This window comes from Streptomyces barkulensis (assembly GCF_002843305.1).
Taxonomy (GTDB): domain Bacteria; phylum Actinomycetota; class Actinomycetes; order Streptomycetales; family Streptomycetaceae; genus Streptomyces; species Streptomyces barkulensis.
Genome location: NZ_PGSG01000090.1, coordinates 83,355 through 96,252 on the forward strand (window position 1 = coordinate 83,355; position 12,898 = coordinate 96,252).

A 12,898-nucleotide genomic window follows, 5' to 3' on the forward strand; every position below is an offset into this window, starting at 1 on the left:
CGATGGTACGGCGCGCCGGCGCCGGCGCCGAAGACGGCGGATGAGACGCGGGTCACCGCCGGGGGCGCCCGCCCGGGGCCGGATCACCGCTCGCGGTCGGGCGGCGGCTCCAGGGCGCCGCGCTGCTCCAGCTCCTTGAGCAGGTCCTGGAGTTCGGAGCGGATCCAGTCCCGGGTGGCGACCTCGCCCATGCCCATCCGCAGCGCGGCGATCTCCCGGGTGAGGTACTCGGTGTCGGCCATCGAGCGCTCGGTGCGCTTGCGGTCCTGCTCCAGGTTCACCCGGTCCCGGTCGTCCTGCCGGTTCTGCGCCAGCAGGATCAGCGGTGCCGCGTAGGAGGCCTGGAGGGACAGGGCCAGGGTCAGGAAGATGAAGGGGTACTCGTCGAAGCGCAGATCCGGCGGGGCCACGATGTTCCAGATGACCCACACCACGATGGTGAACGTCATCCAGACGATGAACCGCCCGGTCCCCAGGAAACGGGCGATCCGCTCCGACAGCCGCCCGAACGCCTCCGGGTCGTACTCCGGCAGCGGGCTGCGGCGCGGCACCATCGGCTGGTCCAGCCTGGCGCGGGCCGCGCGCCCGGTGGCCGGCGGAAGGCTCCGCTCGCGTTCCCTGCGCGCCATGCGCTCGTCCCGTTCCCTGTCACCCATCGGCGGGCCCCCGGCCGTCCTGTCGGCTCTCCGTCGGCTCGTGCACTGCGAACATCTCCCGGGCGGCGGCCTCCCGCCAGTCGTCGGGCAGCAGGTGGTCCAGTACGTCGTCGACGGTGACGGCGCCCAGCAGCGATCCGCTCTCGTCCACCACCGGCACCGACACGATGTTGTACGCGGCCAGATAGCTGGTCAGCGTGGGCAGCGGGGTGTCCGGCGGCAGCGGCCGCAGATCGGTGTCCACGACCGAGCCGACCAGGGTGCCCGGCGGCTCGCGCAGCAGCCGCTGGAAGTGCACCAGCCCCAGGTACTTGCCCGTCGGGGTCTCCTCCGGCGGCCGGCACACGTACACCTGGGCGGCCAGCGGCGCCGAGAGGTCCTGCACGCGCACCCGGGCCAGCGCGTCGGCGACCGTGGCGTCGGGCCGCAGCACGATCGGCTCGGTGGTCATCATGCCGCCCGCGGTGCGCTCCTCGTACGTCAGCAACCGCCTCACCGGGGCCGCGTCCTGCGGCTCCATCAGCTCCAGCAGCCGGTTCATGTCGCCTTCCGGCAGCTCGGACAGCAGGTCGGCGGCGTCGTCGGGGTCCATCGCCTCCAGCACGTCCGCGGCGCGCTCCTCCTTGAGCTTGCCGAGGATCTCCACCTGGTCGTCGTCGGGCAGTTCCTCCAGCACGTCCGCCAGCCGGTCGTCGTCCAGCGCGGCGGCGACCTCCGCCCGGCGCTTGGGCGACAGATGGTGCAGGACGTTGGCCAGGTCGGCCGGGCGCAGCTGCTCGAAGGTGGCCAGCAGGTTGGCCGCGCCCTGGCCCTCCTCCTCCAGCGACAGGCCGGTCACCGCCGACCACTCCACGGTCAGCGTCTCGCCCGACCGCCGCCGGCGCAGCCCGCCACCGCCGCCGCGGCGCACGAAGACCTTGTCGATCAGCCAGTCGCGGCGCCCGGGGACCTGGGTGAGGCCGACGTCGAGCACGGTGACCTTCTCGCCCGTCTCGACCAGCGTCACCTGGCGGTCCAGCAGTTCGCCCAGGACCAGCGTCTCGGTGGGCCGCTGCTCGAAGCGCCGCATGTTGACCACGCCGGTGGTGATCACCTGCCCCGACGCGACGCCGGTCACCCGGGTCATGGGAAGGAAGACGCGCCGCCGGCTGACGACCTCGACGACCAGTCCGAGCACGCGCGGCGGACGTCCGCCGACGCGCAGCATCGCCACCACGTCCCGCACCCGGCCGACCTGGTCCCCGACGGGGTCGAAGACGGCCACGCCGGAGAGGTGCGAGACGAAGACCCGCTGGGCGCCCAGCACCATGGTCCATCCTCCGCTTCCCACTCGTGTCCGCCGCGCGCGGCGATCTCCCCGCCCGCCGTGCGCGCCGTGCCTGCCGTGTGTGCCCGTGTACCCGCGTGTGCCCGTGTACCCGCGTGTGGCCGAGTGTCCGCATGTGGGACGTGATCCGAATGCGGCTTCAAGGCTAACGCGCCCCGTTGTCGGCCCCGTGCGACGGCACCGGCCGCACGGTCGCCCGCGACCCGGTCCCGGGCCCCCGGTAGGGTGCCGTCGTCCTGCCCCGGCATCAGGAGGAAGAGCTGACGTGACTGCGTGGGTCCACGGTGTTCGCGCCCGGAGTACGGCCGTGTCGGTGGGGGCGGTCTGCGCGGTCCTGCTGACCCTGCTCACGGGGTGCGGTTCGAAGGATCCGAACGAGGGGACCAACGGGGTCGGCAGGCTCCCGGCCGCCGAGATCGAGGAGAGGGCGGGCAAGGCCGCCCGGGCGGCGCAGTCCGTACGCCTGTCGGGCAGTGTGGTCAGCAATGGACGCACCTACCGGCTGGACATGCGGCTGAAGGACGACGGCGGCCTGGGCGAGGTCTCGGCCAGGGGCGGTCCCCGCTTCGAGCTGCTGCGGGCCGGCGAGGACCTCTACCTCAAGGCGAACGCCGACTTCTGGGCGAACCAGGGCAAGGACGGCGAGAAGCCGGACGAGACCGATCTCGCGGCGGCCCGCAAGCTGGAGGGCAAGTACGTCAAGGTGCCCCCCGGCGACCCCGCCTACAAGCAGCTCAGCGGATTCACGGACAAGGACGTGCTGCTCGACGGGCTGCTCACCCTGAACGGCGAGCGCGGGGTCGGGGACCACGGCGAGGTCGACGGCGTACGGACGGTCGAGGTGCGGGCCGCCGAGGGCGACGGCGGGATACTCAGCGTCTCGCTGATCGGCACGCCCTACCCGCTGCGGCTGGAGCGCGGCGGCGACGCGGGCGTGGTCCAGATGCTGGAGTGGGACAAGGAGTTCACCCTGCGCGCCCCGGAGAAGGACCAGATCGTCGACTACGGCAAGAAGATCTCGGCGGCCGAGTGACGTTCCGGCTCCTTCCCCCGGTTCCTTCCCCCGGTGTTCCTCCCGCCCGGCTCCTTCCCCCGGTTCCTCTCCGGTGTCCTACCGGTCCTTCCTCCCCGGCCGGCCGCGGCGCAGCAGCTTCGGCAGCCCGGCCGGGGCCGGGCGGCGCGTGGTCGCCGGCGTCGGCGGCGGGACGGCGGCCCGCAGATCCTCCGGCATCGAGCCGGGCCCTTCCGCAAGCGGCCCGGCCGGTTCCAGCCGCAGCACACGGCACTCGCGGGCCCAGCGCTCGGCGATCGTCGTGGCGTCCGGTGCGTTGAGCCGCTTGCCCGCCAGCCCGGCCACCGCCTCCCGCCACTGTTCGCCGCCCGGCGGCAGTTCCACCACCCGGGCCGGCCAGACGGCCAGCAGCCCGCCCTTGTCCTTGCTGCGCACCGAGACCGTGGCGGTGGCGCCGTCGGCGAGCCCCAGGGGCTCCAGCGGCTGCTCCGCGGGCCCGTCGCCCACCAGGTGCACGGCGCCGTCGTGCCAGACGTGCCACAGCGCGCGCCGCGGCCCCCGGGGGCCGCGCACCCACACCAGCGCGGACTTCTTCGCCGACTCCTCGATCAGCGCCCGGTCGGACACGGACAGGGGCGCCCGGGGCGTTCGGGAGCCGGCGGGAACGGACGGATCGGCCATGGGGCGACCCTACCGCCGCGCCCGGCACCCGCACCGTGCGCGCCGTGGGCCCGGGGCGGGATTCCGGCAGCCGGACGGTCAGTACCGCGGCATGGTCACGCGCCTTACGCTGGTGGCCGGCGGCGCGGCCCACCGAGCGCCCCGACCCGTTCTCGTCCCCGAACCCGGACTCCGGAGCCCCGGTTCGGACCCCAGCCCCGGAGAGGAGCCCCGTGCGCGCCGTCAGGACCCGTACCGCCGCGCCCCGACAGGCGGCCGGAGCCGTGGCGGGAGGCCCGGGCACCGGCCTGGACCTGTTCCTGCTGGCGGTCGCCGTGTCCGGCATCTCCCTGTCCGCGCCCCTGATCGCGGCCACCGCCGCCCCGGCCCTGGCCATCGCCTTCTGGCGCAACGCCATGGCGGTCGGCGTCCTCACCCCGCTGGCCCTCGTCCGCCACCGGGCCGGGCTGCGCGCCATGGGGCGCCGCAACGTGCTGCTGGCCGCCGCCGCCGGGGCGCTGCTCGCGCTGCACTTCGGGCTGTGGCTGCCCAGCCTCCACATGACCTCGGTCGCCTCCTCGACCGCGCTGGTCACCACCACCCCGATCTGGACCACCCTGCTGCTGCGGCTGCGCGGCCGGAGCTCGCCCGGCCTGGTCTGGGCGGGCACCGCGGTCGCCTTCGCCGGAGTGGTGATCCTCACAGGGGTCGACCTGTCGCTCTCGCCGCGGGCGCTGGCGGGCGACGCCCTGGCACTGGGCGGCGGCATGGCGGCGGCCGGGTACGTCCTGCTGGGGGCGGAGGTGCGCCGCACGGTCTCCACGACCGCGTACACCTACGTCTGCTACACCACCACCTCCGTACTGCTGCTGGCCGCCTGCCTGGTCTCCGGCGCCGACCTCGGCGGCTACAGCGGCGAGACCTGGATCAAGCTCGCCGTCCTCACCGTCACCGCGCAGCTGCTGGGCCACTCGCTGCTCAACCGGGTGGTGCGCGGGCTCGGACCGTCGGTCACCTCCACCGCGATCCTGCTGGAGACACCGGGCGCGGCGCTGATCGCGGCGCTCTGGCTGGGACAGAACCCGCCGGCGGCCGTCTACGGGGCGCTGGCGGTGATCCTGCTCGGCCTGGCCCTGGTGGTCCGGGGCAACGCCGGGCCCGCGCGAGGCGCGCGGGCCTGACGCCCCGTCCGGTCCCGTTCCCCCGCCCGTCTCCGGGCCTTCCGCGACCGGCGGGCCCGGTGGGCCCTACAGCCAGCCGTTGCGCTTGAAACCGCGGTGGATGGCGTAGCAGATCCCGACGATCACGGTCATGACGGCCGGATAGCCGTAACGCCACTGGAGTTCCGGCATGTACTCGAAGTTCATGCCGTAGATCCCGGCGATCATCGTCGGGACGGCGAAGATCGCCGCCCATGAGGTGATCTTCCGCATGTCCTCGTTCTGCGCGACCGTCGCCTGGGCCAGGTTCGCCTGGAGGATGGAGTTGAGCAGGTCGTCGAAGGAGAGCACCTGCTCGTTGACCCGGGTCAGATGGTCCGCCACATCGCGGAAGTACTTCTGGATGTCGGGGTCGACCAGCCGCATCGGCCGCTCGCTCAGCAGCTGCATCGGCCGCAGCAGCGGCGAGACCGCCCGCTTGAACTCCAGCACCTCGCGCTTGAGCTGGTAGATCCGCCCCGCGTCGCGGCCCCGGCGGCCCTTGCCCGCGCTCTCGGAGAAGACCTGGATCTCCACCTCGTCGATGTCGTCCTGCACCGCGTCGGCGACCGCCAGATAGCCGTCCACCACCTGGTCGGCGATGGCGTGCAGTACGGCCGAGGGGCCCCTGGCCAGCAGCCCGGGGTCGTCCTCCAGCCGGTGGCGCAGGGTGCGCAGTGAACCCTGGCCGCCGTGCCGGACGGTGATGATGTAGTCCCGGCCGGTGAAGCACATCACCTCGCCGGTCTCCACCACCTCACTGGAGTCGGTGAGTTCGGCGTGCTCGACGTAGTGGATCGTCTTGAAGACGGTGAACAGGGAGTCGTCGTACCGCTCCAGCTTCGGCCGCTGGTGCGCGTGCACCGCGTCCTCCACGGCGAGCGGGTGCAGGCCGAACTCGCGGGCGATGCCGGAGAACTCCCGCTCGGTGGGCTCGTGCAGGCCGATCCACACGAACGCCCCGCCGCCCGGACCGTCCTGCCGCCCCTGCTGCCCCTGAGCCTCCCCCGGCTCGCGGTGGCGCAGGGAGCGCAGGGCCTCGGCCGGGGTCATGTGCCGCGACTCGCGGCGACCGTTCCGGTAGACGGCGCAGTCCACCACCGCGCTGGTCGCGGTGGCGTCGACGACGGAGCCGTCGTGGACGTAGGGGTAGGGGGAGCGGCCCCCCCGGCGCAGGGCGGGGCGGACCGCGGCGCGCAGGTCACGGATCATCGACATGCTGGGCTCCTTCGCGTGCCGAGCCGCCGGTGAACGGGCGCAGCGCTGCCCGGAATGGGGGCCTACGGGACCGAGGGACGGGAAGTCCACGGGCCGGAGGTCTGCAAAGCGGGCACCACGCGGGACCGTACGCACAGGCGGCATTCGCTGAGAACGTCGGTCGAGCAGGGGGACTCACGCGCTCTTCCGCGAAGCCGGTCCGCAGGGGAAAAAGGAGGGGACTTCCAAGGTTTCACCGCCCGGCGGTGGGGGGAGGAAGGCCCTCAGGCAAGGGGACGTGGCTGCCGTACGGAAGAGCGGCTGGTACTGCACGGTCGACTCGGATCCATCGCAGCCCCACCTCCTCCGGCCGGTCCCCGCTGGGGGAAATCTGTGTACACGCCTTGACCAGCAGTCAACGGTAGCACTCGCAGGCGCCCGTCCATCCCGTTCCGGGGCCGACGCGTACCCTCTTTGCCTGATCAATACACGATCTATGCTCGCCGTATGGCACACGTTCTGGAACTGGTCGAGGCCCGGCTGCGCAGCGCCCTGGGGGAGCCCGACGCACGGGCGGCGGTGACCTTCCTGGGCGCCGACCGGATCGAGGTGCTGCGCTTCCCGGACGCCGGGGAGGGCCCCGGCGGCGGGAACGGCCTGGTGCGCTACGCCACCCTGGGGATGTCGGCGGCCCCCATGGCCGACCCCTCCGACGTACTCGCCGACCCCGAACGAGGGCCCCGCGCCGAGCTGGTGCTGACGGTGCGCGCCGGGGCGGCCGACACCGACAAGGTGCTGCGCCCGCTCGCCGTGCTCGCCGCCTCCCCCCAGGTCGAGGGTGTGGTCGTGGCCCCCGGAGCCTCGCTGGACGTGGGCGAGCCGCTGTGGCCGGGCGCCCCCTTCACCTCCGTGCTGGTCGCCGAGCCCGGAGGTCTGGTGGAGGATCTGGAACTCGATCCGCCGATGGACCCGGTGCGCTTCCTCCCCCTGCTGCCGATGACGCCCAACGAGGCGGCCTGGAAGCGGGTGCACGGCGCGGCGGAGCTCCAGGAGCGCTGGCTGGCCCGCGGCACGGACCTGCGCGATCCACGCCGGGCGTCCGTGCCCCTGACGGACTGAATCCGGCCGGAGGGACGCGGCCGATCCGTACGGGTGACCGTCCTTGACGCGCGGCTCCCCGGGGAGGAGCGTGGGGCCCATGAGGGGCGAACCCAGTTGCCCGAAGTGCGGCGGCCGTGTCAGGGCGCCCGGTCTGTTCACCGACTCCTGGCAGTGCGACGTGCACGGCGCGGTCCATCCGCTGCAGCCGGTCCTCCCGCCGAGCGTCGAGGCGCTCGGCGTGGTCCTCCACAGAGCCCAGGTCCCGGTGTGGATGCCCTGGCCGCTTCCGGTCGGCTGGCTGTTCACCGGGATCGCCTACGCGGGCGACGACCGCAGCGGCGGCCGCGCCACGGCAGTGGCCTGCTCCGGCCCCGGCCCGCTCGGCGGCCCCGGCGAACTGCTGCTGATCGCCGAGGAGCTGGGCGTCGGGCTCGGGGCGCGCTACGCCGGAGTGCCCGGCCCCGACCCCGGCCCGCTGATCGACGTGGACCGGCCCCCGCACGCGAAGGTCCTGGCGGCGGGACGGCCCACCCCGCTGTGGCTGGTGGGCGAGGCTCCCGAGGACCGCGCGGTGTTCGCGGGGGAGGCGCGCGGCCTGTGGCTGTGGGCGATCGTCTGGCCCGAGCAGTCCGGGATGCTGATGTACGACGAGCTGGTGCTCACGGATCTGCGGGAGGCGGGGGCCGAGGTGGAGCTGGTGCCGTGCGGGGCGCTCTCCCCCCAGCTGCTCACACGCCCCGGGGGCTGACCGGCGGTCGTGCTCCGGCGGCTGTGCTCCGGCTGCCGGCCGGGCGCGGGACGGACCGGGCGCGCGTCTGTTCTACCCTGGAGTGTCCGCCTCAGCCGTCCGCCGTGGGAGCTACGTACCGTGCGCATAGACCTGCACACCCACTCCACCGCTTCGGACGGCACCGACACCCCCGCCGAGCTGGTGCGCAACGCCGCGGCCGCCGGACTGGACGTGGTGGCGCTGACCGACCACGACACGGTCGCCGGGCACGGCGAGGCGATCGCCGCCCTCCCCGCGGGCCTCACCCTCGTCCCCGGCGCGGAGCTCTCCTGCCGTCTGGACGGTGTGAGCCTGCACATGCTGGCCTATCTGTTCGACCCGGCCGAGCCCGAGCTGGCGCGCGAGCGCGAACTCGTCCGCGACGATCGGGTGCCGCGGGCGAAGGGCATGGTGGCCGCACTCCGCGAGCTGGGCGTGCCGATCACCTGGGAGCGGGTGGCCGAGATCGCCGGGGACGGCTCGGTGGGCCGCCCGCACATCGCGAGCGCGATGGTGGAGCTGGGCGTCGTCGAGACCGTCTCCGACGCCTTCACCGCCGAGTGGATCGCCGACGACGGCCGCGCCTACGTCGGCAAGCACGAACTGGACCCCTTCGAGGCGATCCGGCTGATCAAGGGCGCCGGCGGAGTCGCGGTCTTCGCACACCCCCTGGCCGTCAAGCGCGGGCGGTGCGTGCCGGAGAGCGCCGTCGCGGAACTGGCCGCAGCCGGGCTCGACGGCATCGAGGTGGACCACATGGACCACGACGCCGCGGCCCGCGAGCGGCTGCGGGGCATGGCCCGCGACCTCGGCCTGCTGGCCACCGGCTCCAGTGACTACCACGGCAGCCGCAAGACCTGCCGGCTCGGGGAGCACACCACCGACCCCGACGTCTACGCCGAGATCGCCGCCCGCGGATCAGGCGCGGCGCCCGTCTCCGCCTGAACCGCCCTCAGAACCACACCGCGCGCACCGCGCACCTCACGCAAGGCAGCACCGTGTTCGACGTCGCCCTCTTCGGATCCGTCTTTGTCACACTTTTCGTGATCATGGACCCGCCCGGCATCATCCCGATCTTCCTCGCCCTCTCCTCCGGACGCCCGGTCAAGGTCCAGCGGAGGATGGCGCTGCAGGCCACCGCCGTCGCCTTCGGGGTGATCGCCGTCTTCGGCCTGCTGGGGCAGCAGATCCTGGACTACCTGCACGTGTCGATCCCCGCGCTGATGGTCGCGGGCGGTCTCCTGCTGCTGCTGGTCGCCCTGGACCTGCTCACCGGCAGGGCGGAGGAGCCCACGCAGACCAAGGACGTCAACGCCGCGCTGGTGCCGCTGGGCATGCCCCTGCTGGCCGGGCCCGGCGCGATCGTCTCCGTCATCCTGGCCGTGCAGCGGGCGGACGGTCCGGCCGACCACGCCGCGGTGTGGACGGCCATCGCCGCGCTGCACATCGTGTTGTGGCTGGTGATGAGGTACTCGCTGCTGATCATCCGCGTCATCAAGGACGGTGGCGTGGTCCTGGTGACCCGGCTGTCGGGCATGCTGCTGTCGGCGATCGCGGTCCAGCAGATCGCCAACGGTGTCACGCGGTTCATCCAGGGCGGCGGCTAGACGGAACCGGCCCCGGCCCCCGCCCCGGTTCCGTGCCCGTCCCCCGCGCCGTTCCGGCAGCCGTGCCAGAAGGCGGCCAGCGCCTCGGCCGTCTCCCCCGGGCGCTCGGCCCCCGGCGAGTGCTCGGCGCCCGCCACCACCGTGCGCCGGGCGTCCAGCCGCCGCGCCATCTCGTCCATCAGCGGTACCGGCCAGGCGTAGTCCACCTCGCCCGACAGCACGTGCTTGGGCAGCGGTACGGCCGCCAGCTGACCGACCCGGTCCGGCTCGGTCAGCAGCTGGCGGCCGGTGGCGACGAGCTGCTCGGGGACGGTGGCCAGCCAGCGGCGGTGCAGGAACTCGGCCACGGCCGTGCCGGTGGACTCGTCCGCGGCCTCCGGCGGGTCCAGGTCGCGCATGGCCCGCCACACCGACTCCATGTCCAGCACCGCCAGCGCTTCGATCAGCATCCTGGTGCGCTCCTGCTGGAGACGCGTGATGGCGGCGGGCCCGGAACTCATGATCGTCAGGGAGCGGAAGGGGGCCGCGTCCCGCAGCACGGCGGCGCGGGCGATCAGTCCGCCCAGGGAGTGTCCCAGCAGATGGACGCCCCCGCCGTCCCCGCCGAGCGCCTCCGCCTGGGCCAGTACGTCCAGGGCCAGCTCGTCCTGGGCGTACGCGCCGAGCTCGCGCGGCCCCTCGGTCTCGTACTGCCCGCGGCCGTCCACGGCCACCACGCGGAAGCCGGCGCGGGCCAGCGGGGCGAGCAGGGCGATGAAGTCCTCCTTGCTGCCGGTGAACCCGGGCACCAGCAGGGCCGTACCGGCACGCGGCTCACCCGCGTCGTGCACGGCGAACCCGCCGCGCGCGGTCCGAAGGCGGTACGCCCGGGCGCCGGGCGGCAGGGTCAGGGTCGGCGGCTTGCTCATGAGGGCGAGGCTAGCGCCGCGTCGGCCGAGAACCCAGGTGGAACAACTACACGCGGCTTCCGGCCGCCTTGCGATCGCGTCCCCTCGGCCCTGCGGGCCTGGGGAGGCCCCAGCACCTGGGGGTCCCCCCGGCCGGAGGCCGGGGGGACCTCGCTACCGGGCAAACCTTGACCGGCGCGGCACCAGCGGCCCTCCGCCCGCGCCCATGACGGCGCCCGCCCCCGCCGCGGGTGCGGCGGGGGCGGGCATCGTCGTGATCACGGGCACGCGGCGGTGTACGCCGCCGCGCATCCGTCAGCTCTCCGGGGTGGCCTCCGTGGCCGCCGGGCGGGCACCGGCTCCGGCGCGGGTGCGGCGGCGGCGGCGCGGCCTGCGGGCCTCGCCGGAGGAGTCCCCCGGTCCGTCCGCGGAAGCGCTCTCGCCGCCCTGCGCGGCCGGGGCCTCGGCGTGCGCGGAGTGCTCGGCCCGGCCCGTCTGGGAGGCGGTGCCGGCTCCGGCGCGGGTGCGGCGGCGGCGGCGCGGCCTGCGGGCCTCGCCGGAGGCGTCGGCCGGCGCACCGGAGTCCTCCGCCTCACCGGCCGGACCCGCCGGCTCCGGGGCGGTGCCGGCACCGGGGTGCTCCAGGGCCTGGCCGCCGCGGGTGCGGCGGCGCCGGCGCGGGGTGCGGGTGCGCGGCGCGGGCTCCTCGGTGGCGGTGGCCCCGCGGCCGCGGCCCCTGCCGCGTCCCCCGGTCTCGCCCAGGTCCTCGACCTCCTCGGCCGCGAGCCCGGCACGGGTGCGCTCGGTGCGCGGCAGTATCCCCTTGGTGCCCTCGGGGATGCCCAGCGCCTCGTACAGGTGCGGGGAGGTGGAGTACGTCTCCGGCGGGTCGTTGAAGTCCAGGACGAGCGCCTTGTTGATCAGCTGCCAGCGCGGGATGTCGTCCCAGTCGACGAGGGTGACGGCCGTACCCGTGTTGCCCGCGCGGCCGGTGCGGCCGATGCGGTGCAGATAGGTCTTCTCGTCCTCCGGCGTCTGGTAGTTGATCACATGCGTGACACCCTCGACGTCGATGCCGCGGGCGGCGACGTCGGTGCAGACGAGCACGTCGATCTTGCCGTTGCGGAAGGCGCGCAGAGCCTGCTCGCGCGCCCCCTGGCCGAGGTCGCCGTGCACCGCGCCCGCTGCGAAACCGCGGCGGGAGAGCTGGTCGGCCACATCGGCCGCCGTCCGCTTGGTGCGGCAGAAGATCATCGCCAGTCCGCGGCCGTCGGCCTGCAGGATCCGGGAGACCATCTCCACCTTGTCCAGCGAGTGCGCCCGGAAGACGTGCTGCGCGGTGTTGGCCACCGTCGCGCCCTCGTCGTCCGGCGCGGTGGCGCGGATGTGGGTGGGCTGCGACATGTAGCGCCGGGCCAGGGAGATGACCTGCCCCGGCATGGTCGCGGAGAACAGCATCGTCTGCCGCTTGACGGGCAGCTGCTGGATGATCTTCTCGACGTCCGGCAGGAAGCCGAGGTCGAGCATCTCGTCGGCCTCGTCCAGCACCAGCGTACGGATGTGCGCCAGGCTCAGCTTGCGCTGGCCGGCCAGGTCGAGGAGGCGGCCCGGGGTGCCGACGACCACGTCGACGCCCTTCTTCAGCGCCTCGACCTGGGGCTCGTAGGCGCGGCCGCCGTAGATCGCCAGCACCCGGACGTTGCGGACCTTGCCCGCGGTCAGGAGGTCGTTGGTGACCTGCTGGCACAGCTCGCGGGTGGGGACGACCACGAGCGCCTGCGGGGCGTCGGTCAGCTGGTCCGGTGCGGCCCGGCCGGCGTCGACGTCGGCCGGGACGACGACGGACTCCAGGAGCGGCAGACCGAAGCCGAGGGTCTTGCCGGTGCCGGTCTTGGCCTGGCCGATGACGTCCGAGCCGGACAGCGCGACCGGGAGGGTCATCTCCTGGATGGGGAACGGGGACGTGATGCCGACGGCTTCCAGGGCCTCGGCGGTCTCGGGAAGGATCCCGAGCTCTCGGAATGTGGTGGTCAGGATGCTTGCCTCTTCCGTGAGACGCGGGACGGGGGAGCGAGGGCGCACCCCGGGGGAGCGGGGTGGGTCGTACCGCACCGGACGCCGGCTGCCTGTCGGGCGGCCTCGCGGCGCGGGACCACGGGCTCTCGCTCAAGCGCTCGTACCGCGCGAGCGGGCCCCTCACCGCGGCCCGTGCGGAACGCCCGGCCGTGTGTGTCCACAGCCGTCACTCCGCATACGGCCCACGTGGAGGGCGGTCGTGTCGGAGCCGATCGGGCCACCGACCGGGCATCCGTTGCGGGCCCGGAGGACGTCCCCGGAGCCCGGATAACACAGTATGCGCAGAACCCGCTGTCAGGAAGCGGGCCCAATATCACTGTACCCCCTGATCCCGCATCCGCGCCCGGCCGATCTCCGCAGAAGGCCGCCGCCGGGGCGGCGCCGGACCGCGCCGGACGCCTCCCGGG

12 protein-coding genes are annotated in these 12,898 nt (G+C 74.0%); 6 read left to right on the forward strand and 6 right to left on the reverse strand.

Annotated features, from left to right (window positions below):
- Window positions 1–83: 83 nt before the first annotated feature.
- Both CUT83_RS18155 and CUT83_RS18160 read right to left on the reverse strand, forming a co-directional pair.
- Entirely contained in the window at window positions 84–656 is a 573-nt protein-coding gene (locus CUT83_RS18155; protein WP_374228502.1) for a DUF1003 domain-containing protein, read from the reverse strand.
- The gene (locus tag CUT83_RS18160) at window positions 649–1,965 is read right to left on the reverse strand and encodes a magnesium transporter MgtE N-terminal domain-containing protein (RefSeq protein WP_101256907.1); all 1,317 of its coding nucleotides are present in this window, start codon (window positions 1,963–1,965) and stop codon (window positions 649–651) included. The genes CUT83_RS18155 and CUT83_RS18160 overlap by 8 nt, the downstream gene beginning before the upstream one ends.
- A gap of 283 nt (window positions 1,966–2,248) precedes the next feature.
- Between CUT83_RS18160 and CUT83_RS18165 the strand changes: the two genes are divergently transcribed.
- The gene (locus CUT83_RS18165) at window positions 2,249–3,016 is read left to right on the forward strand and encodes a hypothetical protein (RefSeq protein WP_173915096.1); all 768 of its coding nucleotides are present in this window, start codon (window positions 2,249–2,251) and stop codon (window positions 3,014–3,016) included.
- A 78-nt stretch (window positions 3,017–3,094) separates the two neighbouring features.
- Here CUT83_RS18165 and CUT83_RS18170 read toward each other — a convergent pair whose 3' ends face one another.
- Complete coding sequence (locus CUT83_RS18170; protein ID WP_173915097.1) at window positions 3,095–3,676, reverse strand: hypothetical protein; 582 nt, start codon at window positions 3,674–3,676, stop codon at window positions 3,095–3,097.
- Between the two features lie 212 nt (window positions 3,677–3,888).
- On the opposite strand from CUT83_RS18170, the gene CUT83_RS18175 reads away from it, so the two are divergent.
- Window positions 3,889–4,836: a DMT family transporter gene (locus tag CUT83_RS18175; RefSeq protein ID WP_101256908.1), complete on the forward strand. Its 948-nt coding sequence runs from the start codon at window positions 3,889–3,891 to the stop codon at window positions 4,834–4,836.
- A 66-nt stretch (window positions 4,837–4,902) separates the two neighbouring features.
- Here the strand turns inward: CUT83_RS18175 and CUT83_RS18180 are convergent, their stop codons facing one another.
- On the reverse strand, window positions 4,903–6,072 hold the full coding sequence (locus tag CUT83_RS18180; RefSeq protein WP_101256909.1) for a magnesium and cobalt transport protein CorA: 1,170 nt from the start codon (window positions 6,070–6,072) through the stop codon (window positions 4,903–4,905).
- Between the two features lie 486 nt (window positions 6,073–6,558).
- Here CUT83_RS18180 and CUT83_RS18185 point away from each other — a divergent pair, with 486 nt between their 5' ends.
- From CUT83_RS18185 to CUT83_RS18200, 4 genes are all read left to right on the forward strand, one after another.
- Window positions 6,559–7,170, forward strand: coding sequence for a suppressor of fused domain protein (locus CUT83_RS18185; RefSeq protein WP_101256910.1), 612 nt, complete (start codon window positions 6,559–6,561; stop codon window positions 7,168–7,170).
- A gap of 79 nt (window positions 7,171–7,249) precedes the next feature.
- A complete protein-coding gene (locus CUT83_RS18190) occupies window positions 7,250–7,900 on the forward strand; it encodes a DUF6758 family protein (protein WP_101256911.1) in 651 nt (216 codons plus the stop codon).
- Window positions 7,901–8,020: 120 nt separating this feature from the next.
- Window positions 8,021–8,866, forward strand: a complete 846-nt coding sequence (locus CUT83_RS18195; protein WP_101256912.1) for a PHP domain-containing protein — start codon at window positions 8,021–8,023, stop codon at window positions 8,864–8,866.
- Window positions 8,867–8,919: 53 nt separating this feature from the next.
- Window positions 8,920–9,528 carry a MarC family protein gene (locus tag CUT83_RS18200; RefSeq protein WP_093847891.1) on the forward strand — a complete coding sequence of 203 codons (609 nt, stop codon included), beginning with the start codon at window positions 8,920–8,922 and terminating at the stop codon, window positions 9,526–9,528.
- Here the strand turns inward: CUT83_RS18200 and CUT83_RS18205 are convergent.
- A complete protein-coding gene (locus CUT83_RS18205; RefSeq protein ID WP_101256913.1) occupies window positions 9,525–10,436 on the reverse strand; it encodes an alpha/beta fold hydrolase in 912 nt (303 codons plus the stop codon). The two genes, CUT83_RS18200 and CUT83_RS18205, sit on opposite strands and share 4 nt — an antisense overlap.
- A 294-nt stretch (window positions 10,437–10,730) precedes the next feature.
- Window positions 10,731–12,527 (reverse strand): DEAD/DEAH box helicase, encoded by a 1,797-nt coding sequence (locus CUT83_RS18210; protein WP_101256914.1) that lies wholly within the window; start codon window positions 12,525–12,527, stop codon window positions 10,731–10,733.
- Between the last annotated feature and the right edge of the window lie 371 nt (window positions 12,528–12,898).